Here is a 26,019-nt window from a genome sequence, read left to right on the forward strand (position 1 = left end):
CCCTGACGCCAATCGGAAACTCGACAAGGCCACTCCAAACGGAAAAAGGCGCCCGCAGGCGCCTTTCAGGGACGGTGGGCGGGGCGACGTCGGGCCGCATGGCCCGGCAAGCGTCGCCCGATGGCCCTCAGGTCTTGGGCCGGTTGTCGACGATCCGCACCGCCTTGCCCTGGCTGCGGGCCACGCCGCCGGGGTCGGCAACCTCGACCTTGACGGTCACGCCGACCACCTGCTTGACCTTGGCCGCCAGTTCGCGTGCGGCCTCGGCGCCGCCTTCGACGGAATGCGGCCAGGGTTCGACGACCACCTTCATGACGTCCTTGTGGTCGACCCGGTCCAGTTCCAGCTGGAAATGCGGTGCAAGCGCCTTGACCGTCATCAGCTGTTCCTCGATCTGGGTCGGGAAGACGTTGACGCCGCGCAGGATGATCATGTCATCCGACCGCCCCGTCACCTTCTCCATCCGCCGCATCGACCGCGCCGTACCGGGCAGCAGGCGCGTCAGGTCACGGGTCCGGTAGCGGATCACCGGGAAGGCCTCCTTGGTCAGCGAGGTGAAGACCAGTTCCCCCAGCTCGCCGTCCGGCAGCACCTCGCCCGTCTCCGGGTCAATGATCTCGGGGTAGAAGTGGTCTTCCCAGATATGCAGGCCGTCCTTGGTCTCGACGCATTCATTCGCCACGCCCGGCCCCATGACCTCGGACAGGCCATAGATGTCGACCGCGTGCATGTCGAAGGCCTCTTCGATCTCCAGCCGCATGGCGTTGGTCCAGGGCTCGGCGCCAAATATCCCGACCTTCAGCGGAGACTTGCGCGGGTCGCGGCCCTGCGCGGCATATTCGTCGATGATCGACAGCGCGTAAGAGGGCGTGACCGTGATTCCCGTGGCCTGGAAATCCTCGATCAGGCGCACTTGGCGCTGGGTCATGCCGCCGGAAATCGGGACCGTGGACAGGCCCAGCTTGTCGGCGCCCAGGTGGATGCCAAGACCGCCGGTGAACAGCCCGTAGCCATAGGCATTGTGCAGCACGTCGCCGGGCTTCAGCCCCGCCGCCCGCAGGCTGCGCGCGACCACCGTCCCCCAGGCATCCAGGTCGTTGTCGGTATAGCCCACGACCGTCGGCTGACCCGTGGTGCCGGACGACGCATGGATGCGCCGCACCTTTTCGCGCGGGACGGCGAACATGCCGAACGGATAGTTGTCGCGCAGGTCGGTCTTGACCGTGAAGGGGAACTTGGCCAGGTCCGCCAGCGAGGTCAGGTCATCCGGGTGCACGCCCGCCGCGTCAAAGCTCTGCTTGTAGAACGGCACGTTGTCATAGGCATGGCGCAGCGACCATTTCATCCGCTGCAACTGCAGGGCGGAAATCTCATCGCGCGAGGCGATCTCGATCGGGTCAAGGCTGTCCTTGGACGGGGTGAGGTCTTCCATCGGGTCTCCTCCGGCAGTGCTGGCGCGTCAGGCGCGATCTTCCTGGGTCAATTCGTCTTCGGGGAAATGCTGGCCCTTCACGGTGCGCGACAGGCCGCGCATCAGCGCCACCTTGCGACCATCCCCGCCGGTCACGGTCACGTCGTAGACGCCGGACCGGCCGGCCAGCGCCTGTTCCTCGGCAGTGGCGGTCAACCGTTCGCCCAGCTGGCCCGGCGCCAGGAAGGTGATCTGGTTTTCCTGCGCGACGGTCAGGGTGTTGTAGCTGTTGCAGGCATAGGCAAAAGCGGTGTCGGCCAGGGTAAAGATGATCCCGCCATGACAGATGCGGTGGCCGTTCAGATGCGCTGGCTGAACCTCCATCGACAGCACGGCCCGACCGGGACCCACCGCCTCGACCTGCATCTTCATCTCCTGCGCGGCGGTATCCTTGGCATACATGGCCTCGGCCGCACGCTCGGCGCGTTGCTGCGGTGTCATCTCGCTCCTCCCTCGGTGGCGCGACACTGCCCAAAACCGACCGCTCGGTCAAGTAATTTCTGAACCTCCATCCACCCCCTTGATTTATTGCCGGAAGGGCGCAACTCTGAGGGTATGAACAGCTTGACGCCCTTCCCCGGCCAAGGGTCCGCGCATGAGGTGGTCGCCTTTCAGCGGCCCGAGCTCAACGTCATCCTATCGCTCTATGGACGCATGGTCGCCGCCGGCGAATGGCGCGACTACGGGATTTCCAGCCTGCGAGAGGTGGCTGTCTTCTCGGTTTTTCGCCGCACCGCCGAACACCCGCTTTACCGGATCGAGAAACGCCCGAAGCTGCGCAATAAACAGGGCGAATACGCGGTCTACGGGATGGAGGGGCAGGTCCTGAAACGTGGCCACGACCTCAAGACCGTGCTGCGGGTGCTGGAACGCAAGCTGATCCGCCCGGTCGACTAGGGACAGGCAGGGCACCGCCCTGCCCCAAGCCGTCACTTGGCCAGCATGGCGCAAAGCAGTTCGAACATGATCGACACGCCCAGGAAGGCGGTTCCGCCGGATTGATCGAAGGGCGGAGAGACCTCGACCAGGTCCGCGCCTACGATGTCCAGCCCTTCCAGTTCTCGGCAAACCTGCAACGCCTGGTAACTGTTGGGGCCGCCCACTTCCGGCGTGCCGGTCCCGGGCGCAAAGGTCGGATCGACAAAGTCGATGTCGTAGCTGACGTAACAGGGCGCGCTGCCCACGGTTGCGCGCGCCTCTTCCATGACCTCGGCCACGCCACGGGCAAAGAACTCCTCGATCGGGACGATGCGGATGCCGTTCGCGGCGGCGAAATCGCGGTCCTCGGAATCGTACATCGTGCCGCGAATGCCGATCTGGATGACCCGTTTCGGATCCAGCAATCCCTCTTCGACGGCCCGGCGGAAGGGCGTGCCATGCGTGTACATCGTGCCCCCGAAATAACTGTGGAAGAGATCCGTGTGGCTGTCGAAATGCACCATGCCCAGCGGACCGTCCTTGGCCAGCGCCCGCAGGACCGGAAGCGAGGTCAGGTGGTCGCCACCCGCCGTCAGCGGCCGAATGCCCGCCTGCCGCAGCTGCGTGTAAAAGGCGGTGATGCGCGCCATGCTGTCGGGGATGTCCGCCGGGTTCGGCCCGACATCGCCAAGATCGGCGCAATTGGCTGCCTCGAAGGGGCGCACGCCGTTCGCCGCGTGCTGGGCCCGGATCATGGTCGAGGCATCGCGCAACTGACGCGGGCCGTGACGCGGCCCGGGACGGTTGGTGGTGCCACTGTCCCAGGGCACGCCGACAAGGCCGATCTGCACATCCTTGAACCGCGGGTGGTCCGGCGTCAGGTGTGGCAGGCGCATGAAGGTCGGCACCCCGGCAAAGCGCGGCAGGTCGAAACCGGAGACGGGGTGAAAGAACGGGTCGGACATTGCAGGCTCCAGTCGTTGCGGGGGCGAGGGGCCAGCCCCTCGCGCTCCCCGGGAGTATTTTCACCAAGAAGAAGACAGGGGCGTACTCAGGCGGTCAAGCGGGCGTGGCGGGTGACGGGGCCATCTCCCTGTTGCCGGATGCGGGATATGGCCTCTTTGATCGGCTCGTAGGCGACGGCCATGTGGTAGGCATTGGCATGGATCAGCGTGTCGGGGTCCGCGACCCAGGCCACATGGCCCTTCCAGAACATCAGGTCGCCGCGTTCGGGAGGCGTGCCGGGGGGCAGGGCCCGGCCCAGTGCCTCTTGCATGTCGCTGTCGCCGGGGCAGTCTTGCCCGCAGGCGTGCAGCGCGATCTGGACGAGGCCTGAACAGTCGATGCCCAAGGCGCTGTTGCCTCCCCAGAGATAGGGGGTGTTGAGGAGCCGTTCGGCCACGGCGACGGGATCGGCCTCTGGATGGTCGACAGGCGCAAGGTGTTGGCCCGGGATGTACAGATCACGCGGGGTGGCCCCCCGAGCCCAGGCGACCCGCGCCCAGCCGTCGATTTCTTCGATAACGGCCAGTCGGGTTCCCAGTGACAGTGGCGTGATTTGCCCCATCTGCTTGAGACCTGGGGTGGTTTTGCCATAGCTCCGAGCGCTGGCGATACGGTGGGTCTCGGGTTCCTTGGGTATCCCGACCAGATCGCTGGCCGCGACCCAGCCCACGTAGCCGTCCCGTTCCGCGAACCCGTAGGCCCAGCCGTCTGCCAGTTCCAGAACCTGAAACGGCGCGCCGCGCAGCAACTGCCGGTCGCGGGCGCCCTTGGGTTTTGTCAGCAGGTCCGCGATGGGGGCAGCGATCCGGTGCCGCTCGCCCTCGACGAAACGGTCCGCCTCGACTTGCCCTGTCAGCGAGACATGGGCCACCCGGCCATTGAAGGGCGTCAGGCGGCGGTCCATCAGAGGTTCAGAACCTGCGGCAGCGCATCGAGGATCGCCCGCGGGCCCTGCATCAGCCCGCCCTTGGCACGGCCCGGTTCGGGCTTGGGCTGCCAGGAATAAATGTCGAAATGCGCGTAGCGTGCGGCCTGCCCGGTGAAGCGGCGCAGGAACAGCGCGGCGGTGATCGAGCCGGCAAAGCCGCCCGACGGCGCGTTGTCGAGGTCGGCGATGCCCGGTTCGATCATTGCCTCGTAGGGCGCGTGGAAGGGCAACCGCCAGACCGGGTCTGCGGCACCGGGGGCAGCACCCGCCAGCGCGCCGGCAAAATCCTCGGCATCGGTGTAGAAAGGCGCCAGGTCCGGCCCCACGGCCACGCGGGCCGCCCCGGTCAGCGTCGCCATCGAGATCATCAGGTCCGGCGTTTCCTCGTCGCCATAGGCCAGTGCATCTGCCAGCACCAACCGCCCCTCGGCGTCGGTATTGTTGATCTCGACCGTCAGCCCCTTGCGTGACTGCAGGATGTCGCCGGGGCGGAAGCTGTGGCCGGATACGCTGTTTTCCACCGCCGGGATCAGCAGCCGCAGCCGCAGCCGCAGGTCCAGCGCCATGATCGCCTGCGCCAGCCCGATGGTATTGGCCGCACCGCCCATGTCCTTTTTCATCAGCCCCATCGAACCGCCGGGTTTCAGGTTCAGCCCCCCGGTGTCGAAACAGACCCCCTTGCCGACCAGCGTCAGCATAGGCCCCGAACGGCCCCAGCGCATGTCGATCAGCCGCGGCACCTGCCCGGCGGCGCGGCCTACCGCGTGGATCATCGGGAAATATGTCTTTTCCGACAGCAGGTCGTCGCCTGCGATGACCGCGACCTCGGCACTGAACCGGCCTGCCAGCGCCCGCACCTCGGCCTCCAGCGCCTCCGGCCCCATGTCCGAGGCCGGCGTGTTCACCAGATCGCGGGTCAGCGTCTCGGCCTCTGCCAGGATCTCGATCCGGCGGGGGTCGATGCCCTCGGGCGCGACAAGCGTCCGTTCGCGCCCCCCCTGTTCGCGGTAGCGACCGTAGGAATACCCCGACAGCAGCCAGCCCAGCGCCTCGGTCGCCGCGCATTCCGGCGGCAGGCCGGAGGCAATCCGGTAACTCCCCGGCGCCAGCCCCGGGATCGCACCGGCCAGCGGGAACCGATGGCGCGCGCGCGCGTCGGAACTGCCGTAGCCCGCAAGCGCCCCCACCGGCGTGCCATCCGGCCCCGGCAGCATCAGCGCCGTGCCCAGCCCGCCGGCAAAGCCGCTGGCCTCGACCCAGGCGCGTGTCGGTGCGTCCTGCCCGTCCAGCCAGGCGGCCAAGGCATCGGCTTCGATCACGTAGAGCGGCAGGGGGGAAGTATCGGGCGTGGCAAAGGACACGGGCATGGAGGCTCCTGTAACAAGGTGCCGCCAGCCTATTGCCTGCGCCGCCCGCCGCAAGCGGATTTCACGACCCGTTCAGACGGTGAACTCGTTGAGATCCCAGAGCTCGGTCAACGAGCGTTCGCCCACCCGCGCCAGCCGGGCCAATGTCGCCGCTTCGGCCACCGCGTCGCCCAGCTCGATACAGGCCATGACATCATGGGCCACCTCGCTCAGCGAACACAGGCCGATCTGGTCGGCAATCGCCGCAAGGGCGCGCAGCCCCTTGTGCATGTCCTCGCGCGGCCCTTTCAGGGCCTGGGTCTGGATAAGGCACATACGCTGTGCCAGTTCCTCCATCGCGCGGCAAACCACGTCTTCGGCCGCCGGTCTGCCCAGATCGGTGCACAGCGTCTCGATCTGCGCCGGATCAACGGCGGGTCGTTCCGCCGGTGCCAGATAGGTAACCTCTTTCACATCTCACCCCATTCAAGTGCCCCACGCAGGGCGCAACATGCCCTCGGCGGGGTTCTCAAAAGGTTATTCCAGAGACGTGTTTTCGCTCGAATTTCCCGTGAATTCATCGTAGTTGGACCGAACCCTTGCGACGACCGGAGGATTTCATGGAATTCGCTCGCCCCCTGCCCGGATTTCTACTGCAGCGCTATCATGGCTGGAAAGCCACCACGCACGCTGAAAACAGTGCCTGGTACCGCCGTCTTGCCGATGAAGGCCAGCGGCCGCGGGCGATGGTGATTTCCTGCTGCGATTCGCGAGTCCACGTGACGTCGATCTTCGGCGCGGATCAGGGCGAGTTCTTCATTCACCGCAACATCGCCAACCTGGTGCCCGTCTACGAACCCGATGGCCAGCACCACGGCACCTCGGCGGCCGTGGAATACGCGGTCATGGCGCTCAAGGTCGCGCATCTGATCGTGCTGGGACATTCCAGCTGTGGCGGTGTGCAGGGATGTCTGGACATGTGCGAAGGCCGCGCCCCCGAACTGGAGGAAACCGGCAGCTTCGTCGGCCGCTGGATGGACATCCTGCGCCCCGGATACGAGGCGGTGAAGGGCGACGCGGACATGCCGCACGCCCTGGAACGCGAGGCCGTTTCCGTGTCGCTGCGCAACCTGATGACCTTCCCCTTCGTGCGCGAGGCGGTCGAGGCGGGCAAGCTGGGTCTTCACGGTCTCTGGGTCGATATCGGCAGCGGCGAGTTGCAGAACCTCGACGGCAAGTCCGGCCAGTTCGTCCCGGTCTGACGCCGGCCTCACACAAACCGTCTTTTGGCCCGGCTGTGTCCGGGCCTTTTCGTTTCCGCCCTTTAGGCGCGGGCCGCACGGGCCGCAGCGCGCGGCAGATCCAGTTCGCCGGTCTGTCCGGTCCGATGCGCGCGAACGCAGGGCCGCCCGATCCGGGCCGAAATGGTGGCCAGGGGGACACCCAGGTCGCTGCCGGTGCAAAGCCCCTCGCCGGTGTCGTTCAGGATGACCATGTGGCCCCGGCGAAAGACCAGCCGGAACCCCTTGGCGCAGAGCTGTTCATGAAGGGCCTGCCAACTGGCGGCGCGTTCCAGGATCGGCGTCAGGAACAATCGCAGCAGCGACAGGGCCTCACTGTCCAGAGGCCTGGGCAGGCCGGATGTCCGGGGGGCATTCGGCCAATTGGCCTGCGGTATGGCAGTGTGAAACATCCTACGTCTCCTTGCCGATCCAGAAAGCGTGGCACCGAATTGCGGCAAAACTTGGGCAACTCCGGCCGCCCGCCCAGAATTCGACACGAAAGGAAAACCGGGCGTTAACCATGCGTGCGGCACGGTAACAGCATGGAAGAGACGGAAATCACCCTGCGCCTGCCGCGTCCCCTGCACGATGCGGCGACCCGCCTGTCGGCCCGGCAGGGCACGACGTTGGATCACCTCCTGCAAAAGGCATTGACCCGCACGGTCCGGGACGCGGCCGCACACAGGGCCGCCCCCGGTCCCGCGTTGGCCGCGTGCCTTCGGGACAGGCTGTCACCGGATTTCGCCAGGGCGCGCAGTTGGCCCGAACTCCAGGGCCGGCTGCTGCTCAAGGGCTACCGCCTGCGCCAATCGGTGGAGGGGCTCGTGCTATACCACCAACCGGGAGGGCAGCGGATCTGTACGCTTGCGGCTCTGGACCAATGCGCCGAGGCACTGGCCAGGAGGTTCGGGCGCGCCTTCCCCGCCCATGCCAACAGCTGGATACCGGACACGGCACACGCCACGGAACGGGACGCTCTGCGGCCCGCGGGATAGCCCCGGATACGAAAGAACCCGCGCACGTGGCGCGGGTTCTGTTGATGCCTATGGCCGGAACGCGGCCCGTGACCTGGGAAACCTCCGCCGGAGGTGCCGCCGCGCCGTCGCGCGGCGCCTCAAATCACCCTTTCTTGAGCGCCTTCTGGCCCAGCACCTCGGCGATCTGCACCGCATTCAGCGCCGCGCCCTTGCGCAGGTTGTCGCTGACGCACCACAGGTTCAGACCGTTGTCGATGGTCGAGTCCTGGCGGATGCGGCTGATGAAGGTGGCGAAATCGCCCACGCATTCGACCGGCGTGACGTAACCACCGTCCTCGCGCTTGTCGATCACCATGATGCCGGGCGCCTCGCGCAGGATGTCGCGCGCCTCGTCCTCGTCGAGGTAGTCCTCGAACTCCAGGTTGATCGACTCGGCGTGGCCGACAAAGACCGGAACGCGCACGCAGGTGGCCGTGACCTTGATCGACGGATCGACGATCTTCTTGGTCTCGGCGACCATCTTCCACTCTTCCTTGGTCGAACCGTCTTCCATGAAGACGTCGATATGCGGAATGACGTTGAAGGCGATCTGCTTCTGGAACTTCTTCGGCGCGACCTCGTCTGTCGGGTTGTAGACCGCCTTGGTCTGGTCCCACAGCTCGTCCATGCCTTCCTTGCCGGCGCCGGAGACCGACTGGTAGGTCGACACGACGACGCGCTTGATCTTGGCGCGGTCATGCAGCGGCTTCAGCGCCACGACCATCTGCGCGGTCGAGCAGTTCGGGTTCGCGATGATGTTCTTCTTGGTATAGCCCATGACCGCGTCGGCATTCACCTCGGGCACGATCAGCGGCACGTCCGGGTCGTAGCGGTAGAGCGACGAGTTGTCGATCACCACGCAGCCCGCGGCCGCGGCCTTGGGGGCGAATTCCTTGGTCGGCCCCGAACCCACGGCGAACAGCGCCATGTCCCAGCCGGTGAAGTCGAAGGTGGCAAGGTCCTGGGTCTTGAGGGTCTTGTCGCCAAAGCTCACCTCGGTGCCCAGCGATTTTCGCGACGCAAGCACGGCAATCTCGTCGACGGGGAACGCCCGTTCGGCGAGGATGTTGAGCATCTCGCGGCCCACGTTGCCCGTGGCGCCTACGACGACAATACGGTAGCCCATCTGGCCCTCCTCTGGATCTGCGCCGCCGGAAGCAGGCGGAATGCCCCGCCGGCGGACTGGCGCGGTACTTATCGCAGGTGCAGCATGGGCGAAAGCCCCCATCGGCGTCACAAACGCTTCAGAAGCGCGCAAAGGGCCACCTGATCCACCGGAACGCGCCCAAAAATTCGGCATGTGGGACAAGTGATAATCCGCCGGTACTCGCAACTGCAGAAATAAGCAGCTTGCCTGTTTGGTGTTCAGTAACCTAAGAGTTGAAAAAACGGAGCACTCGCATCAGGCGAACTGGCCCACTTCGACACACGTCGATTTCGGGTCTGAGCTTGGGTATAAGCTTCGCACGGCCATAAGCGAGGGACAGGGCTGAATGTTCTACAAGATCGTGACGGCATTGTCCCGGGCGCAGAAACAGGCGCTCTTCATCCTGATGGATGCCATTGTCGTCCCGCTTGCCATGTTCGCCGCCCTGGTCCTGGCCGCAACCGTCACCCCCGACAGCACGACCGTCTCAGCCCTCTTGCCATTGGTGCTGATCCTCAACGTCACGGCCGTTGGCCTGGGCTGGTGGCTGGGGCTGACGCGGATCACGCTGAATGCCTATGAAATGCGCGGAGTCATCCGCACCGCCACCTATGCCGGCCTGCTGGCCGCGCTGGGCCTGGCCCTGAACGCGGCGATGGGCACCGGCCTGCCGCTGGGCGCCTTCGTCATCTTCGGCCTGCTGTTGCTGGTCATGTCAGCCACATGGCGCATCGCCCTGCGCCAGTTCACCCTGCATGTCTACCGTCACGGCAAGGACCGGATGCGGGTGCTGATCTACGGCGCCGGGCAGACCGGGCAACAGCTGGTTGCGGCCCTCCGCCATGACGAGGCGATCCTGCCGGTCGCCTTCATCGACGACAACCCGACCCTGCAAAGCCTCATGGTCTCGGGCCTGCGCGTGCACGCGCCCTCCAGCCTCAAGAAACTGGTGCTGGACAAGGACATCGACCGTGTCGTGCTGGCCATGCCCTCGATCAGCCAGCCCGCGATCGCCCGGATTGCGCATAAACTGCGCCACATCGGCTGCGAGGTGCACGCCCTGCCCTCCTTTGCCGCGATGGTCGGCGAGGGCGAGATCCGCAAGCAGGTCAGCCCGGTCTCGATCCAGGACCTTCTGGGGCGCAGCCGCCTGGAAAGCGAGCTGCCCGGCGTCAGCCACGTCTATTCCGGCCGCCGCATCCTCGTCTCCGGCGCGGGCGGGTCCATCGGGTCGGAACTCTGCCGCCAGCTGATCGCCTGCAAACCGGCCTGCGTGGTGCTGGTCGATCACTCGGAACTGGCGCTCTACAACATCGACAAGGAACTGCGTGACATCGGTGACGGGCTGCACATCGTGCCCGTTCTGGCCTCGGTGCTGGACGAACAGCTGATGCGCGACGTCCTGATCGAACACGACATCGACGTCGTTCTGCACGCCGCCGCCTACAAGCATCTGCCGCTGGTGGAAAAGAACGTCATGGCGGGCCTGCGCAACAACGTGCTGGGCACCAAGGTTCTGGCAGAGGCATCGCGCGCCGCCGGGGTCGACCGGTTCATCCTGGTATCGACCGACAAGGCCGTGCGCCCGACCAATGTCATGGGCGCGTCCAAACGCCTGGCCGAACTGGTGATCCAGGATCTCGCCGCCCGCACCCCCGGCACGCGCTTCTCGATGGTGCGCTTCGGCAACGTGCTGGGCTCGTCCGGGTCGGTCATCCCGCTGTTCGAGGAACAGATCGCACGCGGCGGTCCCGTCACGCTGACCGATCCGCAGGTGACGCGCTATTTCATGACGATCTCCGAGGCCGCGCGCCTGGTCCTGCTGGCCGGGTCCTTCGCCCGCGGCGGTGACGTCTTTGTGCTGGACATGGGCGATCCGGTCCCGATCCGCAAACTGGCCCGCCAGATGATCGAGGGCGCGGGGTTCTCTGTCCGCGACAATGACAATCCGGACGGCGACATCGAAATCAAGATCACCGGCCTGCGCCCGGGTGAGAAACTGCACGAAGAACTGCTGATCTCGCCCGACATGCTGACAACGCCGCACACCAAGATCCTGCGCGCCCAGGAAAGCTTTCTCTCGGAATTCGAGATGGCCACCGCGCTCAAGGACCTGCGCCTGGCCATCGAGGCCTACGACGAGTCCGCCGCCCGCGCCGTCATCCTGCGCTGGGTGGAACAGGCAGAGCTGGACGAGGCCGCGCAGTCGGTCTGACCGGTTCGGGACGGGCCGTCAGGCCCGCCCCGTGGACTTTGCCTTAGCGGTCCGGAATGTCCGTCCGCGCGTCCAGCGGTCCCCAGGTCTCGACGATCTCCATCGCTTCGGCCGCATTCTCGACATAGCGGAACAGGTCCAGGTCCTCGCGGCTGATCGTGCCCGCGTCGGCCAGCGCATCCCAGTTGATGATCCGCTCCCAGAACGCGCGCCCGAACAGCAGCATCGGCACCCGCTGCATGCGCCCCGTCTGGATCAGGGTCAGCGTCTCGAACAGCTCGTCCAGCGTGCCGAACCCGCCGGGAAAGACGCAGATCGCCTTGGCCCGCATCAGGAAATGCATCTTGCGGATGGCGAAGTAGTGAAAGTTGAAGGCCAGCTCCGGCGTGACATAGGGGTTCGGCGCCTGCTCGTGCGGCAACACGATGTTCAGGCCGACCGAAACGCCCCCCTCTTCATGCGCGCCCAGGTTGCCCGCCTCCATCACGCCCGGCCCGCCGCCGGTGCAGACGACGTATTCGCGGTTGCCCGTCTCCTTGGACTTGCGCGTCATCAGCCGGGCAAACTCGCGCGCCTCGTCGTAAAAGCGGGACAGGTCGGCCAGTGTCTGCGTCCGCGCATTGTCCTTGTCCGCGGGCGCGGGGATGCGCGCCCCGCCGAACAGCACCACGGTCGAGTCGATCTGGTACTGGTCCATCAGCATCTCGAACTTCAGCAGTTCCAGCTGCAGACGCACCGGGCGCAATTCCTCCTGGCCCATGAAATCCACGTCCGCAAAGGCCAGCCGATAGCTGGGCGATTGCGTCTGCGGGGTCTGCGGGACGTGCTCGGCCGTGCTCCGGTCGAGGTTGGCGTCGCGCAGCGGGCTGCGGCGGTCTTCTTTCATGTCGCGGCTCCTTGTTCGCCTCTTCTCAGGACTATAGCCTGCCGGACCGAAGCGCCAGTTGCCGCGTGCCCCCGCGGCCCGGCGGCGCCCCCTGCCGCAGGAGACCGCACATGGACTGGACATCGGAAATCGAAAACGCCGCCGGCAGGATCGCGGGCTACACGGTCCGGACCCCGGTCATGCACAGCGACGCCCTGTGGGACCGCGACATCGGCCTGAAACTGGAACAGTGCCAGCACACCGGCAGCTTCAAGGCGCGCGGGGCCTTCAACACCCTGCGCGCCTCGGATGTGCCGGCGGGTGGCGTGGTGGCGGCCTCGGGCGGCAACCACGGTGCTGCTGTGGCCTTTGCCGCGCAGCGGCTGGGTCATCGGGCAGGCATCTTCGTCCCGGAAATCGCAGGGCCCGCCAAGATCGCGCTTATCGAACGCACCGGGGCCGAGCTGACCGTGGTGCCGGGCGAATACGCCGACGCGCTGGACATGGCCCGCCGTTACGAGGACGAACAGGGCGCCATGCAGATCCACGCCTATGACGCGCCGCTGACCGTGGCGGGCCAGGGCACCCTGCTGCGCGAGTGGGAGGCGCAGGGGCTGGACGCCGACACGGTTCTGATCGCCGTAGGCGGCGGCGGGCTGATCGCCGGCGCGCTGGCCTGGGCACAAGGCGCGCGCAAGATCGTCGCCGTCGAACCCGTGCCCTGCAACGCGCTGGAGGCCGCGCGGGCGGCGGGCAAGCCCGTGGACGTGGCGGTGTCCGGTGTCGCGGCCAACGCGCTGGGGGCGCGGCGCATCGGCGACATCTGCTTTGGCCTCGCACAGCAGTTCGACACGCCGGTCGTCACCGTCCCCGACGCCGCCATCCTCGACGCGCAAGCCGCGCTCTGGCAGGCGCACCGCCTGCTGGTGGAACCGGCAGGTGCCACGGCCCTCGCCGCCCTGCGCTGCGGCGCCTATGTGCCCGAACCAGGCGAACGGGTGGCAGTGCTGGTCTGCGGCGGCAACATCGCGCCCGACCCGCTGGGCTGACTGCGCCGGAAACCTGCCTGCCCCTGGGGCAGCGGATAGGATTGTCCCACCCGGGCAAGGCCGCTATAGGGCTTCGGAACAATATTTCGTGGGGAGAGGACCGCATGTCCAACGCACAACTTGAAACGGCCATCGAAGCCGCCTGGGAAAACCGCGCCGAGATCACGCCCTCGACCGGCGGCGAAACGCGCGAGGCGATCGAGGACACGCTGAACGCGCTCGACAGCGGCAAGCTCCGCGTAGCCGAACGCCAGGACAACGGCGACTGGCACGTCAACCAGTGGGCCAAGAAGGCCGTGCTGCTGGGCTTCCGCCTCAAGGACATGGAACAGCAGGACGGCGGCCCGCAGGGCGGCCACTGGTGGGACAAGGTCGACAGCAAGTTCAAGGGCTGGGGCGACAATGAATGGAAAGCCGGCGGCTTCCGCGCCGTCCCCAATGCCATCGTCCGCAAATCCGCCTTCATCGCGCCCGGCGTGGTGCTGATGCCCTCTTTCGTGAACCTCGGCGCCTATGTCGACGAGGGCACGATGGTCGACACCTGGGCCACCGTCGGCTCCTGTGCGCAGATCGGCAAGAACGTGCACCTGTCGGGCGGCGTCGGTATCGGCGGCGTGCTGGAACCGATGCAGGCCGGCCCCACCATCATCGAGGACAACTGCTTTATCGGCGCCCGCTCCGAAGTGGTCGAAGGCTGCATCGTCCGCGAAGGCTCGGTCCTGGGCATGGGTGTCTTCATCGGCCAGTCCACCAAGATCGTCGACCGTGAAACCGGTGAGGTCTTCATGGGTGAGGTGCCGCCTTACTCGGTGGTGGTTGCAGGCTCGATGCCGACCAAGAACAACCTGAACCTCTATTGCGCCGTGATCGTGAAGCGCGTCGACGAGCGGACCCGCTCCAAGACCGGCATCAACGAACTTCTCCGCGACTGATCGCGGAACCACTGACAGCCGGGCGGGTTCAAGACGCATGACCGACACGCGCCTCCCCCGCCCGGCATGATCGCCAGCCTCTCTCTCCTGCCGCTGCTGGCGGTCTTTGCCGGTTCGGCGGCGGTCCTCGTGATCACCGCCATCCGCGCCACCGACCTGGCCGACATCCTGGCCGACCGCACCCGCATGGGCGAGGCGCTGGTCGGCGCGGTTCTCCTGGGCGCGGCCACCTCGCTGGCAGGCACCATCGTCTCGATCAACGCCGCGGCCTCCGGCGATGCCTCTTTCGCCTTTTCCAACGCCGTGGGCGGGATCGCCGCCCAGACGCTGTTCCTTGCGCTGGCCGACCTGACCTATCGCAAGGCCAATCTCGAACATGCCGCCGCAGAGCCGGCCAACCTGTTCCAGTCGGTGCTGCTGATCCTGCTGCTCTGCCTGCCGCTGGCCGCAATCGCAGGACCGAATATCAGCTTCTGGGGCATTCACCCGGCCTCGCCCCTGCTGGTCATGGTCTACCTCGGCGGGTTGCACCTGACGGCACGCCTGCGCGATGAACCCATGTGGCAGCCGGTCCAGACCCCCGAAACCCGCACCGATACGCCAGAGGACAGCAGCGAACCGCACCGCTCGGCCCTGAAACCGGCGCTGGGATTCGCCGCGCTGGTGGCGGTCCTGGGCCTCTGCGGCTGGGTCATCAGCCAGGTCGGCGGGACGCTGATCGCGCGCTTCGGTATGGGCTCGACGCTGGTGGGCGCGCTGGTCACCGCTGTCGTCACCTCGATGCCGGAACTGGTGACGACGCTGGCCGCCACCCGGCGCGGGGCGCTGCAACTGGCGCTTGGCGGGATCATCGGCGGCAACACCTTCGACACCCTGTTCCTGGTCTTCGCCGATACCGCCTACCGCGAGGGGTCGCTCTATCACGCGGTGGGGACGCAAGACCTATACTGGCTGGTGACGGGGCAGATGATGACCGCCGTCCTCTTGGCCGGGCTGATCCTGCGGCAACGCCACGGCCCCGCGCAGATCGGGTTGGAGAGCCTTCTGCTGATCCTGATCTACGGCGGGGCTGTGGCCCTCGCGGTGGTCGGCGGCTGAGACGTCATATCCCGGCGAGGCTTTCAGTTCTGGACCCTGGGTGCGGCCAGGTTCCACGATCCAATCTCCAGGGGGGCAAGGGCGCATCCCGCGCCCCTGCCCTTACTCCGCCGCCACGGCCTCGGCCCCGGCCACCAATCCCTCTGCCGATGAGGCCGCCACCGGGTCCTGCGCATGGCTGAGCAGCCAGCCCTGCAATGCCGCCGGTGTCACCCGGCGCGGCCCCAGTGCCTCGGCGAACCGCCTTGCCAGCGCCTCTTCCCCCGGGAAGAACCGGCGGAACAGGTCCGCCGCGACCGATGCCGGAACCGGCCCGAGTTCCAGATGCACATCCGCCCGTCCCGGACGGATCAGCGCCGGGTCCAGCCGCTCGGGGTGGTTGGTGGTCATGACCAGAACCCGCCCCTCCTGCGCCGCCACCCCGTCGATGGCATTGAGCAGACCGGAAAAGCTGATGCCCGACCGGGCCTCTCCCTGACCACGCCCGGCAAAGCTGGCGTCGATGTCCTCCAGCACCAGGAAGGCGCCCTTGGGGGCCGAGGCCAGCCCACTGCGCAGGTCCTCGTCCGTCAGGCCGGGACTCGCCAGGCTGACACTGGCCAGGTCCTTGCCCAGGTCGCTGGCCAGCGCGCGGATCACGCTCGACTTGCCGGTGCCCGGCGGCCCGTACAGCAGGTAGCCCCGCCGCCAGGGCACGCCCCGCGTCCGGTACCAATCCTCGTTGCCGTAGAACCAGGCCATGTCGTCGCGCAGCCGCTCGATCCGGTCGTCCTCGGCCAGGATCGTGTCCAGCGCGCGGCGCGGCATCTCGCAGACATGGTCCCACCAGTCGCCCCGCAGGACGTGCAGGATCGGCGCACGCTCTTCCTCGGCGGCGCAGATCGCGGCGCCATCGTCGACCCAGCTCCGCAGCACCTCGGACCGGCCGAACAGCATGGTCACGGTCAGCACCTCCATCGGGCCGCCGTCGCCGCCGACACGGGTCTTTTCCCGCAGGGACCGCTCAAAGGAACACAGCCGCCCGCCATGCAGGAACCAGTGGCGCCCCTCGGCGGGGGCAAAGATCTCGGCCCGGCCCGCGCGGACACCTGTGGCCTGCACCTGCCGGATGCGCCGAAGCACACCCTTGCGGTCCAGCCAGACATAGAGATGCCGGTAGGCCTCGGACCGGTTGTCGACGGTCAGTGACACCGCCCAGCGGCGCCGCGCCTGCGCGCGGGCCATGCCATAGACCATGCGCAGGATGCCGATCGCGGCCCCGAAGACGCCCAGCGCAAGGCCACCGGCAAAGAAATCGCTGCCCACCGCGCGGGTGAGCATATCTGTCAGGAAACTGTCCATGAAACCATCGGCGCATCACGCGCCGCTCTTGGAAAATCAGCCCCGCACGGGGGCAGTCGGGTCTTAAAGGATGGGGCCCGCGAGGGCGGCTAGCTTTTCGATTGTCATAGGCGCCCTCCTTTCCGTCGAGGTGTTTCGGATGCGCCCTGATACCGCCACCCCGCGATTCGGGCCAAGTGAGGTTTTCCCGACGCCCCGCACTGCCGTGACCGGAATGCCACAGGCCCCGGCTTGACAGCCCGCCCGCAAAGGCACATCCCACGGCGCGTAATGCCACGAAGGAGCGCGGATATGCCGGGCAAGAAACCGCAACAGGTCTACACCCTGCTGGTCGAGGTCGGCCGCAAGTCCGGCGATGGCCTGCCCGACAAGGCAACCGGCGCGGGCCTGATGTGCTACGCCTCCGGCGTGGACGAGGCAGAGGCCGTGCGCGAAACCGTCGCCATCCTGAAACAGGCCGACATGGCGCCTCTGGATGTCACCGGCTACGGCACCCGCGAGGAACGCGAGGCACAGGGCCACGAGATCGACGACGACGAAGCGACCCTGATGGATCGCGCGCTGGCAGAAAATGCGGTGATCGTGGCGCAGGTCTCGCCCTTCTTCGACTGATCGTCAGGCGGCGCGGGTCTCGGCCAGGGTGATCGCCTCGAAGGGCGCCAGCGCTTTCAGCGAACGGCCACCATGTTCCGGCATCAGCCCCGGCGGCACCTCTGCCAGCAGGGTTTCGCGCAGGATCTCGCGGCGGCGCCGCAGTCGTCCGACGTAAAGGCTCTCGATCCCGGCGCCTTCGGACACCAGCGCCTCGTGCCCCGGCAGCAGCAGCTGGTGCCATGTCACCAATGGCCCGGTGTCCTCGAAGACCGCCGCGCGACCGTTCACCAGCGCCGAGGCGGGCACCAGCACCGCCTCGCAGCCGAAAAGATAGGCGACGTCCGTGCCGGAGACGACCAGGCTTTGCCCCGGCGCCACCACCAGGTCCGCGCGCAGCCCGAAATAGGGCGCCCGCAGGCGCACCGGGCGGAACGATCCGCGCGCCGGAACGCGGCGCTCCAGCGGCGCCAGCACCGGCACCACCGCCCCGCTCCGCGTCAATACCGTGTCGCCACAGCGCAGATCGGCCACCGACCGCGCGCCCTGCGGTGTCTCGACCTGCGTTGCCGCGTCCAGCGTCGGCACCGGCCCCAGCGGCTCGACCGCCTCGCTGAGCGCGCACAGCGCCAGCCCCTGTCCGTCCAGCGCCTGTGCATCCGCTGCCAGCAACGGCGGCGGCGCCGCGATGTCTCGGAGCGCCAGCAGCGTGCCATCGGTGCGTTCCGCCGCGACCCGTCCCCGCCGCGCCGGGCTGTCCCAGGCATAGGTGATCCGCAAGCCGCCCTCGCGCCGGTCCAGGTCCAGCGGCAGCACCGCCTGCACCACTTGGGTGCCCTGCGTCACCACCAGCGCAAGTCCCTCGCCCGGCAGGGCCGTCAGGGACAGGCTCCCCGGCCAGGGCGTTTCACGCTCCAGCGTCACCAGCCGCTCGGGCCGGGTGGCCCCGGTGACAGGCACCTCCACCATCAGCGTTCCGCGTGGCAGCAGGCGATCTGCCGGGCTCTCCGCCCAATCCTGCCGCAGCCAGCGACCGCCCTCATCCGCCACTGCAATCCAGCCCATGCCGCCCCACTCTTGCCCCTGTGCAACAGGCCTAGCACGCTCACCCGTCCCGCGCCATTTGCCAAGCGCCGCAGGGCGGGGTAGCCCTGTGCCACGTCACACCAAGGAGCCGCCGATGACCACCGATCCGGTCGATCTTACCGCCCGCCTCGTGCAATGCCCCTCTGTCACGCCGGAAGAGGGCGGCGCCCTTGTCCTGTTGCAGGACCTGCTGGAAGGCGCGGGCTTTGCCTGCACCCGTGTCGATCGCGGCGAGGTGTGCAATCTCTTTGCCCGCTGGGGCGACAAGGGCCACGCCCGCAGCTTCGGCTTCAATGGGCACACGGACGTGGTGCCCATCGGCAACCCCGACGACTGGACCCACGCCCCTTTCGGCGCCGAGATCGAGGACGGGTTCCTCTATGGCCGGGGCGCCACGGACATGAAATCCGGCGTCGCCGCCTTTGCCGCCGCTGCCATCGACTATGTCACCGACACCCCCCCGGACGGCGCCCTGATCCTGGCCATCACCGGCGATGAAGAGGGCGATGCCGTGGACGGCACCACCGCCCTGCTCGACTGGATGTCCGAGAACGACGAACAGATGAGCGTCTGCATCGTCGGCGAACCCACCTGCCCCGACCACATGGGCCAGATGATGAAGATCGGGCGGCGCGGCTCGATGAATGCCCATTTCACCGTCACCGGCAAGCAGGGCCATTCCGCCTATCCCCACCGCGCGGTGAACCCGATGCACGCGATGGCGCGGCTGATGGACAGGCTGGCCTCGCATGAACTGGACCAGGGCACGGAACATTTCGATCCCTCCACCCTGGCCGTCGTCACCATCGACACCGGCAACCCGGCCACCAACGTGATCCCGGCGCAGACGCGCGGCACGGTCAACATCCGCTTCAATGACACCCATACGGGCGCCGCGCTGTCCGACTGGCTGCGCGAAGAGGCCGCAAGGGTGGACGCGGAATTCGACACCACCACCGAGGTCCGGATCAAGATCTCGGGTGAGAGCTTTCTCACACCGCCGGGACCGCTGTCCGACCTCGTGTCGCGCGCGGTCGCGGTGGAAACCAACATCACGCCAGAGATGTCCACCACGGGCGGCACGTCGGATGCGCGGTTCGTCAAGGATCACTGCCCGGTGGTGGAATTCGGCCTCGTGGGCAAGACCATGCACGCGGTCGACGAACGGGTCGAGATCGCCCATGTGCACCAGCTCAAGGCGATCTACACCCGGATGCTGCGCGACTATTTCGCCTGACCGCCACCATGCAACGCACCCTGATCGTCATGGTCAAGGAACCGCGCCCCGGCCGGGTCAAGACCCGGCTGGCGCGGGACATTGGCAGCGTGGCCGCCGCCTGGTGGTTCCGGCACCAATGCGCGCGCCTGTTGCGGCGCCTGCGCGATCCGCGCTGGCGGATCGTGCTGGCGGTCTCGCCTGACCGCGACGGCATGGCCTCGCGCTGCTGGCCCGACGACCTCACCCGCCTGCCGCAGGGCTCCGGCGATCTTGGCGCCCGCATGGCCCGGGCGATGCGATCCGCGCCCCCCGGTCCGGTTTGCGTGATCGGCGCCGATATTCCCGGCATCACCCGTGCCGCGGTCTGGCGTGCCTTCCGCGCCCTGGGCAAGGCTGGGGTGGTCTTTGGCCCGGCCGAGGACGGCGGCTATTGGCTGGTCGGTGTGCGAAACGCCCGACGATTTCCGCAAGGGCTGTTCCGTGACGTGCGCTGGTCCACCGAACACGCGCTGAGCGACACCGAAGCCTCGGTCGCCGGGCACCGGGTCGCGCGGATCGATGTCCTGGCGGATGTGGACCGGGCCACGGACCTCGACAGGGGGACACGCCGCTTCGAAGCGGCTTGAGGCAAGCGTTCCCAAACGCGTTGCCCCTCACCCCGCCGGTTTCGACATGACGCCGCCCCGCGCCCATGCTACGCCAACCTCATGAGCAAGCTGCCCACCAAGGCGGATGTCCTCGACTGGATCTCCGCCAACCCGACCCTCACCTCGAAACGCGACATCGCCAAGGCCTTTGGCATAAAGGGGGCTGACCGGATCGACCTCAAGCGCATCCTGCGCGAGCTGGAGGACGAGGGGCACCTTGAAAAGCGCCACAAGACCTATCGCGACCCGGATCGCCTGCCGCCTGTCAGCGTGCTGCAGGTCAAGGCGCCGGACGACAACGGCGACCTTTTTGCGCGCCCCCTGGAATGGCACGGCGAAGGGGTCGAACCCACCGTGCTGATCATCGCCCGCGCCAATGACCCGGCCCTGGGCGAAGGCGACCGCATCCTGGCCCGCCTGCAGGTGGTCCATCACGCAGATCACAACTACGAGGCCCGCCTGATCCGCCGCATCGGCACCTCACCCCGCAAGGTGGTGGGCATCTTCCGCAAGGGCGCCGAGGGCGGGCGCATCCTGCCCATCGACAAGGGCTCGGACAAGGAATGGACGGTCTCGCCCGATGCCACCGGCGGCGCCCAGGATGGAGAGCTGGTCGAGGCGGAACAGGCCGGGCCCAAGGGCCGCATGGGCCTGCCCAAGGCGCGCATCGTGCTGCGGCTGGGCGATCCCACCGCGCCGCGCGCGGTGTCGCTGATCGCCATCCACCAGCACGGCATTCCCGACGATTTCCCCGAACAGGTTCTGGCCGAGGCCGACAGCATGAAGCCCGCCGGCCTCAAGGGCCGGACCGACCTGCGCGAGCTGCCGCTGATCACCATCGACCCTTCCGATGCCCGCGACCATGACGATGCGGTCTTTGCCGAACCGGACGAGGACCCTCAGAACGAGGGCGGGCATGTCCTCTGGGTCGCCATTGCCGACGTGGCCCATTACGTCACCCCCGGCTCGGCGCTCGACCGCGAGGCCAAGATGCGGGGCAACTCCTCGTACTTTCCCGACCGGGTGGTGCCGATGCTGCCCGACCGGCTGTCCGGCGATCTGTGTTCGCTGCACGAGGGCGTGCCGCGCGCCTGCATCGCGGCGCGCATCCGCATCGACGCCGAGGGCAACAAGCTGGGGCAGAAATTCTACCGCGCCCTGATGCGCTCGCCTGCCTCGCTCAGCTACCAGGAGGTGCAGGCGGCCATCGACGGGCAGCCCAACGACAAGTGCGGACCGCTGCTGGAGCCGGTGCTGAAACCGCTCTACGCCGCCTATGCCGCCCTGCGCGCGGCCCGCGAACGCCGCCAGCCGCTGGACCTCGACCTGCCGGAACGCAAGATCGCGCTGGACGAGGACGGCAAGGTCACATCCGTCAATTTCGCCGACCGGCTGGATGCGCACAAGCTGATCGAGGAATTCATGGTACTGGCCAATGTCGCCGCCGCCGAAACCCTGATCGCCAAGGACACGCCGCTGTTGTTCCGCGTCCACGAGGAACCGCCCGTCGACAAGCTGGAGTCGCTCCGCGACACGGCTCAGGCCGCCGGGCTGACGCTGGCCAAGGGACAGGTGCTCAAAACCCGCCACCTCAACCAGCTGTTGCACCAGGCGGCCAAAACCGGCGAGGCGGAACTGATCAACCTCGCCACCCTCAGGTCGATGACGCAGGCCTATTACAGCCCCAAGAACTTTGGCCACTTCGGGCTGGCGCTGCAAAACTACGCGCATTTCACCTCGCCCATCCGGCGGTATTCCGACCTGATCGTGCACCGCGCCCTGATCACCGCCCACAAGTGGGAGGGCGACGGCCTCAGCCAGGAGGACATCGAGCGGCTGGACGCCACAGCGCAGCACATATCAGACACCGAACGCCGGTCGATGATGGCAGAGCGCGACACCACCGATCGCTACCTGGCCGCCTACCTCTCTGACCGGCTGGGGGCGGAATTCACAGGCCGCGTTTCCGGGATCGCCAAGTTCGGGATCTTCGTGAAACTCGACGAGACCGGCGCCGACGGGCTGGTGCCCATCGGCACGCTGGGCAACGAGTATTTCCATTTCGACCGCGACGCCGGCACGCTGATGGGCGGCGACACGGGCCGGATCATCGGGCTGGGGATGCGCGCGCGGGTGAAACTGGTCGAGGCCGCGCCGGTGACAGGCGGCATCGCGTTTGAACTTCTGGAGCTGGACGACGAGGAATACGAAAGCCGCCAGGGCGGACGGTTTTCGCGCGGCAAGGGCCGCCCCCGTGGCAAATCCGGCCCTTCGCCCCGCCGCAAACAGGCCAAGGCCAAGGCCAAGGATGCCAAGACCAAGCGCAAGGTGACCCGGCAGCGGCGCTCAAAGGGCTAGAGCGTCAGCGGCAACCCCGCGTAGAGCCGCTCCCGCCCCCGCGCGACATAGCCCATCAGGTTGTCGCGCCCCCGCAGGTTCGCGCGCAGCGGCGTCTGTACCGGCAAGTGGTCGATCATGCTCAGCACCGGCAGAGTGCTGGCATCCGCGGCCGTGGGCTGATCCCCGAACAGCCAGTCCTTCTCGCCCAGTTGCACCGTCAAACTGTCCAGGTCTGCGCCCATCTGGGTCAGGCGATCCCCCTCCGAGAAACGCGCAATACCGTGGCTTTTCAGCCCCTTGACCACCCTGCCCCGCATGATCCCCGAGACGATGCCACGGAGAGGCGCGGGGACCGTGGCGAAAAACACCGGCCCCATCACGGCCCAGCAGTCGTCCCGCGCCCAACGGTCATGCACCAGCCCCTGCCGCAGCGTGTCTTCGACCATGCGCATCAGTACATGCGCCCGCGCCCGCTCTTCCAGCCCAAGGCCCGGGAACAGGTCCGCCCCCTGCCCGGTCAGCCAACGCAGGATCAGGGTGCTGTCGGGCACGATCCCGTCGGGCGTGCGCAGCGCGGGCAGCTTGCCCAGCGGCGCCTTGCGCGGGTCCGGATGCCAGTCCGGTTCCCAGTCGACACCCGCCAGTTGCAAGAGAATCATCGCCTTGGCGCAAAAGGGGCTGTGGCTGGGCTCGTCGAGACCGGGCGGGAACGTCATCAATTGCAGCATCGGAAAACCTCTCTTGGGCGGGATACCAACAGAATGGTCCATGCCGCCGGGCATATCCATGTTTCGTGCAACACCCCACCGGGGGCGGCGGGAATCTGCATGCGGTGTCGCGGATGGCTTCGCAATTGCGCCCGGGCACGCTAATCTCTTGTAAAACCAAAGAGCAGCAGGACCCGATCCATGATGTGGCGCGCAACAACCGGGCTGATCGCCCTTGCCCTTTTCGCCCCGCTGGCGGCGGCGGAGGCGGTCGAGGTCTCCTTGCGCCCCGTCGCGCGTGGGGAACTGGAGGCCCGCGTGACCGACCGCGCCATTCCCGCCTCTCCCCGGCCCGTCGGACGCGGCGAGGCGCCCGAGGTCGAGGATCGCCCGCTGATCGTCGACGGCGTGCCGGAGGATGAGCTGGAGCTGGTCAGCCGCGCCGCCACGCTGACGCCCAGCCTGCTGGCGCCTTCTGGCTCGTTGCGCCCCGTCCTGCGCCCTGCCGCGCTGGAAACACTGGCCGCACATTCCGCCCGGATCACCGGCACGCAGGCCGGGTTCCGCGACTGGGTGCGCGCGTTTCGCCCCCGCGCCCTGGAACAGGGGATCGAACCGGCTGTCTTCGATGCCGCCTTCAAGGGGGCAAAGTTCGACCGCAAGGTGGTGGAACGCGACCGTAACCAGTCCGAGTTCACCAAGACGATCTGGGACTACCTCGACAGCGCCGCCTCGGCGACCCGCATCCGCAACGGCAAGGCAGCGCTGAAAAAGCACCGAAAGCTGTTGGACAAGATCGAGGCGGAATACGGCGTGCAGAAAGAGATCGTCGTGGCGATCTGGGGCCTGGAATCCGCCTATGGCACCTTTCGCGGCAGCACCCCGGTGATCGAGGCGATGGCCAGCCTCGCCTATGACGCGCGGCGCGCCGAATTCTTCGAGGGAGAGCTGATCGACGCGCTGAGAATCCTGCAGGACGGGCACACGACACAGGCCAACCTGCGCGGATCCTGGGCCGGGGCGATGGGGCACACCCAGTTCATGCCCGGCTCGTTCCAGCGGCTCTCGGTGGATCACGACGGCGACGGCAAGCGCGACATCTGGGGCGACGACCCCGCCGATGCCCTTGCCTCGACCGCCAATTACCTGAAATCCAACGGCTGGAAGACCGGCGTGCCCTGGGGGGTCGAGGTCCGCGTGCCCAAGGGCTTCGACTACATGCAGGCCAAGCGCGAGGTGACCCGCCTGCCCTCGGAGTGGGCCGACCTGGGCGTGCTGGACATTGATGGCAAGCCGGTCGAGGATTTCGGCCCGGCCTCGGTGCTGCTACCCGCCGGGCATACCGGCGCGGCCTTCCTCGTCTTCGACAATTTCGAGGTGATCGAGACCTACAACACCGCCGATGCCTACGTCATCGGCGTCGGCCACCTGGCGGACCGCATCGCGGGCGGCAAGGCGATCCAGGGCAAATGGCCCCGGGGCGACCGGGCGCTGAGTTTCGAGGAACGCATCGAACTGCAACAGCGCCTGACCGCCGCCGGCTTCGACACCGAGGGCATCGACGCCAAGATCGGCCCGTTGACCGTCGAGGCGGTGCGCCAGTACCAGAGATCCCAGGGGCTGGTGCCGGACGGCTATGCCTCGCTCTCGGTGTTGAAGCGGCTGCGGTAAGGTTTCTGCTTTCGCCCGGCCTGCGGCCAGGCGACCCGCTGGGGGGCCAGCCCCCCAGACCCCCCGGGGGTATTTCCGCCAAGAAGAAGCAGGGGCGTGGGGATCAGAACCCGCGTTCCTCGCAGGGGCCACCGGCAAGACAGCTGTGGACCCGGTCCAGATCATGCCGGTGCGGGTTCGGGTAGAGCCAGCTGCCGCAGGGGTCGGCCTGCAGCACGCGCTTGCCGTTTTCATGCTTGATGAAAGCCAGGTAACGCGTACCGCTTTTCGGATGTGCGCACCAGGGGCCGAAGCAGAGCACCCGCAGGGTCACATTCGCCTGGAACAGGGTGTCAAAGCCGTTCATGTCCAGCGAATGTCCGATGAACTGTGCCCGCAGATCGGTCCGTGGAGGCACCCGGTCCTGGCGGGCCCAGTCGACCCTGGGCAGGCGCCCCTCGTCGAAATCGAGCCGGCCGACGGCGATCCCCCAACGATCGCCGGACGCTTCGGCCGCCTTGAAATCGCGCACCGGGTCCGCCGGGCGACAGGAAAGCGCCAGCGCCGGAGAGGCCGCCAGCAGCGACAGGACAAGGGCCAGCCAGCGTATCACAAATGCCCCCGGAAGGCATCGACGACCTGTTCATAGACCGGACGCTTGAACGGCACGATCTGTTCCACGACCTCATCGGCTGGCAGCCAGCACCATTCCGAGAACTCCTGGTGGTCGTCCGCATCCAGCCGCACCTGGTCGTCCGTGCCGTGAAAGCGCAGCAGGAACCATTTCTGCTCCTGCCCCTTGTAGCGGCCCTTCCAGATCCGGGGCACGATGTCATGCGGCAGGTCGTAGGCGATCCAGCCCTCGGTTTCCGCCTCGACGGTGACGAGGTCGCGGCTCACGCCGGTTTCCTCTTCCAACTCGCGCAGCGCCGCGTCGCGCGGGTCTTCACCCTTGTCGATGCCGCCCTGGGGCATCTGCCAGGCGGGCACCTCGCTGTCGATGCGCTGGCCGACAAAGGCATGGCCCTTGGCGTTGACCAGCATCACGCCGACGTTGCGGCGGTAGGGGAGGGCGGCGATGTCTTCGGGGGTCATCGGGCGGGTCTTGCTCACCTTGGGCCTCTTTGTACGTTTTGCCGGAAATCGCGTACGTTTTGTACAAAAC

The 26,019-nt window shown here is 67.3% G+C and carries 26 protein-coding genes; 12 read left to right on the forward strand and 14 right to left on the reverse strand.

Annotated features, from left to right (window positions below; translation table 11 throughout):
- Window positions 1-127: 127 nt before the first annotated feature.
- A complete protein-coding gene (gene paaK / locus BLQ71_RS12010) occupies window positions 128-1,432 on the reverse strand; it encodes a phenylacetate--CoA ligase PaaK (protein ID WP_074621888.1) in 1,305 nt (434 codons plus the stop codon).
- 27 nt (window positions 1,433-1,459) lie between these two features.
- Window positions 1,460-1,912 carry a hydroxyphenylacetyl-CoA thioesterase PaaI gene (paaI, locus tag BLQ71_RS12015; RefSeq protein ID WP_074621889.1) on the reverse strand — a complete coding sequence of 151 codons (453 nt, stop codon included), beginning with the start codon at window positions 1,910-1,912 and terminating at the stop codon, window positions 1,460-1,462.
- 114 nt (window positions 1,913-2,026) lie between these two features.
- Between paaI and BLQ71_RS12020 the strand changes: the two genes are divergently transcribed.
- Complete coding sequence (locus BLQ71_RS12020) at window positions 2,027-2,368, forward strand: DUF2794 domain-containing protein (protein WP_043140761.1); 342 nt, start codon at window positions 2,027-2,029, stop codon at window positions 2,366-2,368.
- A 32-nt stretch (window positions 2,369-2,400) separates the two neighbouring features.
- Here the strand turns inward: BLQ71_RS12020 and speB are convergent, their stop codons facing one another.
- From speB to BLQ71_RS12040, 4 genes are all read right to left on the reverse strand, one after another.
- Window positions 2,401-3,354 (reverse strand): agmatinase, encoded by a 954-nt coding sequence (gene speB, locus BLQ71_RS12025; protein WP_074621890.1) that lies wholly within the window; start codon window positions 3,352-3,354, stop codon window positions 2,401-2,403.
- Window positions 3,355-3,440: 86 nt separating this feature from the next.
- Window positions 3,441-4,298 carry a C40 family peptidase gene (locus BLQ71_RS12030; RefSeq protein ID WP_074621891.1) on the reverse strand — a complete coding sequence of 286 codons (858 nt, stop codon included), beginning with the start codon at window positions 4,296-4,298 and terminating at the stop codon, window positions 3,441-3,443.
- On the reverse strand, window positions 4,298-5,689 hold the full coding sequence (locus tag BLQ71_RS12035; RefSeq protein ID WP_074621892.1) for a leucyl aminopeptidase family protein: 1,392 nt from the start codon (window positions 5,687-5,689) through the stop codon (window positions 4,298-4,300). The genes BLQ71_RS12030 and BLQ71_RS12035 overlap by 1 nt, the downstream gene beginning before the upstream one ends.
- A 72-nt stretch (window positions 5,690-5,761) precedes the next feature.
- The gene (locus BLQ71_RS12040) at window positions 5,762-6,142 is read right to left on the reverse strand and encodes a hypothetical protein (protein ID WP_043140751.1); all 381 of its coding nucleotides are present in this window, start codon (window positions 6,140-6,142) and stop codon (window positions 5,762-5,764) included.
- 146 nt (window positions 6,143-6,288) lie between these two features.
- Here BLQ71_RS12040 and BLQ71_RS12045 point away from each other — a divergent pair, with 146 nt between their 5' ends.
- Window positions 6,289-6,930 carry a carbonic anhydrase gene (locus tag BLQ71_RS12045; RefSeq protein ID WP_043140748.1) on the forward strand — a complete coding sequence of 214 codons (642 nt, stop codon included), beginning with the start codon at window positions 6,289-6,291 and terminating at the stop codon, window positions 6,928-6,930.
- A 62-nt stretch (window positions 6,931-6,992) separates the two neighbouring features.
- Here BLQ71_RS12045 and BLQ71_RS12050 read toward each other — a convergent pair whose 3' ends face one another.
- On the reverse strand, window positions 6,993-7,361 hold the full coding sequence (locus BLQ71_RS12050) for a hypothetical protein (RefSeq protein WP_074621893.1): 369 nt from the start codon (window positions 7,359-7,361) through the stop codon (window positions 6,993-6,995).
- 132 nt (window positions 7,362-7,493) lie between these two features.
- On the opposite strand from BLQ71_RS12050, the gene BLQ71_RS12055 reads away from it, so the two are divergent.
- Window positions 7,494-7,946: a hypothetical protein gene (locus BLQ71_RS12055; RefSeq protein ID WP_133066152.1), complete on the forward strand. Its 453-nt coding sequence runs from the start codon at window positions 7,494-7,496 to the stop codon at window positions 7,944-7,946.
- Between the two features lie 124 nt (window positions 7,947-8,070).
- Here BLQ71_RS12055 and BLQ71_RS12060 read toward each other — a convergent pair whose 3' ends face one another.
- Window positions 8,071-9,093, reverse strand: coding sequence for an aspartate-semialdehyde dehydrogenase (locus BLQ71_RS12060; protein ID WP_074621895.1), 1,023 nt, complete (start codon window positions 9,091-9,093; stop codon window positions 8,071-8,073).
- A 367-nt stretch (window positions 9,094-9,460) separates the two neighbouring features.
- Between BLQ71_RS12060 and BLQ71_RS12065 the strand changes: the two genes are divergently transcribed.
- Window positions 9,461-11,329, forward strand: coding sequence for a nucleoside-diphosphate sugar epimerase/dehydratase (locus BLQ71_RS12065; RefSeq protein ID WP_074621896.1), 1,869 nt, complete (start codon window positions 9,461-9,463; stop codon window positions 11,327-11,329).
- A 43-nt stretch (window positions 11,330-11,372) separates the two neighbouring features.
- Here the strand turns inward: BLQ71_RS12065 and BLQ71_RS12070 are convergent, their stop codons facing one another.
- Window positions 11,373-12,215, reverse strand: coding sequence for an LOG family protein (locus tag BLQ71_RS12070; protein WP_074621897.1), 843 nt, complete (start codon window positions 12,213-12,215; stop codon window positions 11,373-11,375).
- A 110-nt stretch (window positions 12,216-12,325) separates the two neighbouring features.
- Here BLQ71_RS12070 and BLQ71_RS12075 point away from each other — a divergent pair, with 110 nt between their 5' ends.
- The 3 genes from BLQ71_RS12075 (at window position 12,326) to BLQ71_RS12085 (ending at window position 15,273) form a co-directional block, all read left to right on the forward strand.
- Window positions 12,326-13,243: a threonine/serine dehydratase gene (locus BLQ71_RS12075; protein WP_074621898.1), complete on the forward strand. Its 918-nt coding sequence runs from the start codon at window positions 12,326-12,328 to the stop codon at window positions 13,241-13,243.
- Between the two features lie 104 nt (window positions 13,244-13,347).
- Window positions 13,348-14,175: a 2,3,4,5-tetrahydropyridine-2,6-dicarboxylate N-succinyltransferase gene (gene dapD / locus BLQ71_RS12080; protein ID WP_043140638.1), complete on the forward strand. Its 828-nt coding sequence runs from the start codon at window positions 13,348-13,350 to the stop codon at window positions 14,173-14,175.
- A 66-nt stretch (window positions 14,176-14,241) separates the two neighbouring features.
- A complete protein-coding gene (locus BLQ71_RS12085) occupies window positions 14,242-15,273 on the forward strand; it encodes a sodium:calcium antiporter (protein WP_074621899.1) in 1,032 nt (343 codons plus the stop codon).
- A 102-nt stretch (window positions 15,274-15,375) separates the two neighbouring features.
- Here the strand turns inward: BLQ71_RS12085 and BLQ71_RS12090 are convergent, their stop codons facing one another.
- Window positions 15,376-16,614 carry an AAA family ATPase gene (locus BLQ71_RS12090; protein ID WP_074621900.1) on the reverse strand — a complete coding sequence of 413 codons (1,239 nt, stop codon included), beginning with the start codon at window positions 16,612-16,614 and terminating at the stop codon, window positions 15,376-15,378.
- Between the two features lie 291 nt (window positions 16,615-16,905).
- On the opposite strand from BLQ71_RS12090, the gene BLQ71_RS12095 reads away from it, so the two are divergent.
- The gene (locus BLQ71_RS12095) at window positions 16,906-17,226 is read left to right on the forward strand and encodes a DUF8846 family protein (protein WP_175459236.1); all 321 of its coding nucleotides are present in this window, start codon (window positions 16,906-16,908) and stop codon (window positions 17,224-17,226) included.
- 3 nt (window positions 17,227-17,229) lie between these two features.
- Here BLQ71_RS12095 and BLQ71_RS12100 read toward each other — a convergent pair whose 3' ends face one another.
- Window positions 17,230-18,270, reverse strand: coding sequence for a Hint domain-containing protein (locus BLQ71_RS12100; RefSeq protein ID WP_074621902.1), 1,041 nt, complete (start codon window positions 18,268-18,270; stop codon window positions 17,230-17,232).
- Window positions 18,271-18,385: 115 nt separating this feature from the next.
- On the opposite strand from BLQ71_RS12100, the gene dapE reads away from it, so the two are divergent.
- From dapE to rnr, 3 genes are all read left to right on the forward strand, one after another.
- A complete protein-coding gene (dapE, locus tag BLQ71_RS12105; protein ID WP_074621903.1) occupies window positions 18,386-19,528 on the forward strand; it encodes a succinyl-diaminopimelate desuccinylase in 1,143 nt (380 codons plus the stop codon).
- 8 nt (window positions 19,529-19,536) lie between these two features.
- Complete coding sequence (locus tag BLQ71_RS12110; protein ID WP_074621904.1) at window positions 19,537-20,136, forward strand: TIGR04282 family arsenosugar biosynthesis glycosyltransferase; 600 nt, start codon at window positions 19,537-19,539, stop codon at window positions 20,134-20,136.
- Between the two features lie 81 nt (window positions 20,137-20,217).
- Entirely contained in the window at window positions 20,218-22,515 is a 2,298-nt protein-coding gene (gene rnr, locus BLQ71_RS12115) for a ribonuclease R (protein ID WP_043140627.1), read from the forward strand.
- Here rnr and BLQ71_RS12120 read toward each other — a convergent pair.
- Entirely contained in the window at window positions 22,512-23,225 is a 714-nt protein-coding gene (locus BLQ71_RS12120; protein ID WP_074621905.1) for a glutathione S-transferase family protein, read from the reverse strand. The genes rnr and BLQ71_RS12120 overlap by 4 nt on opposite strands.
- Window positions 23,226-23,405: 180 nt before the next feature.
- Between BLQ71_RS12120 and BLQ71_RS12125 the strand changes: the two genes are divergently transcribed.
- Window positions 23,406-24,875 carry a lytic murein transglycosylase gene (locus tag BLQ71_RS12125; RefSeq protein ID WP_229754852.1) on the forward strand — a complete coding sequence of 490 codons (1,470 nt, stop codon included), beginning with the start codon at window positions 23,406-23,408 and terminating at the stop codon, window positions 24,873-24,875.
- A 103-nt stretch (window positions 24,876-24,978) separates the two neighbouring features.
- Here the strand turns inward: BLQ71_RS12125 and BLQ71_RS12130 are convergent, their stop codons facing one another.
- Both BLQ71_RS12130 and BLQ71_RS12135 read right to left on the reverse strand, forming a co-directional pair.
- On the reverse strand, window positions 24,979-25,467 hold the full coding sequence (locus BLQ71_RS12130; protein WP_074621906.1) for a hypothetical protein: 489 nt from the start codon (window positions 25,465-25,467) through the stop codon (window positions 24,979-24,981).
- A complete protein-coding gene (locus BLQ71_RS12135) occupies window positions 25,464-25,949 on the reverse strand; it encodes an RNA pyrophosphohydrolase (RefSeq protein WP_074621907.1) in 486 nt (161 codons plus the stop codon). The genes BLQ71_RS12130 and BLQ71_RS12135 overlap by 4 nt, the downstream gene beginning before the upstream one ends.
- Window positions 25,950-26,019: the final 70 nt, after the last annotated feature.

Origin of the sequence: Antarctobacter albus, assembly GCF_900101505.1 — a bacterium.
GTDB lineage: Bacteria > Pseudomonadota > Alphaproteobacteria > Rhodobacterales > Rhodobacteraceae > Antarctobacter > Antarctobacter albus.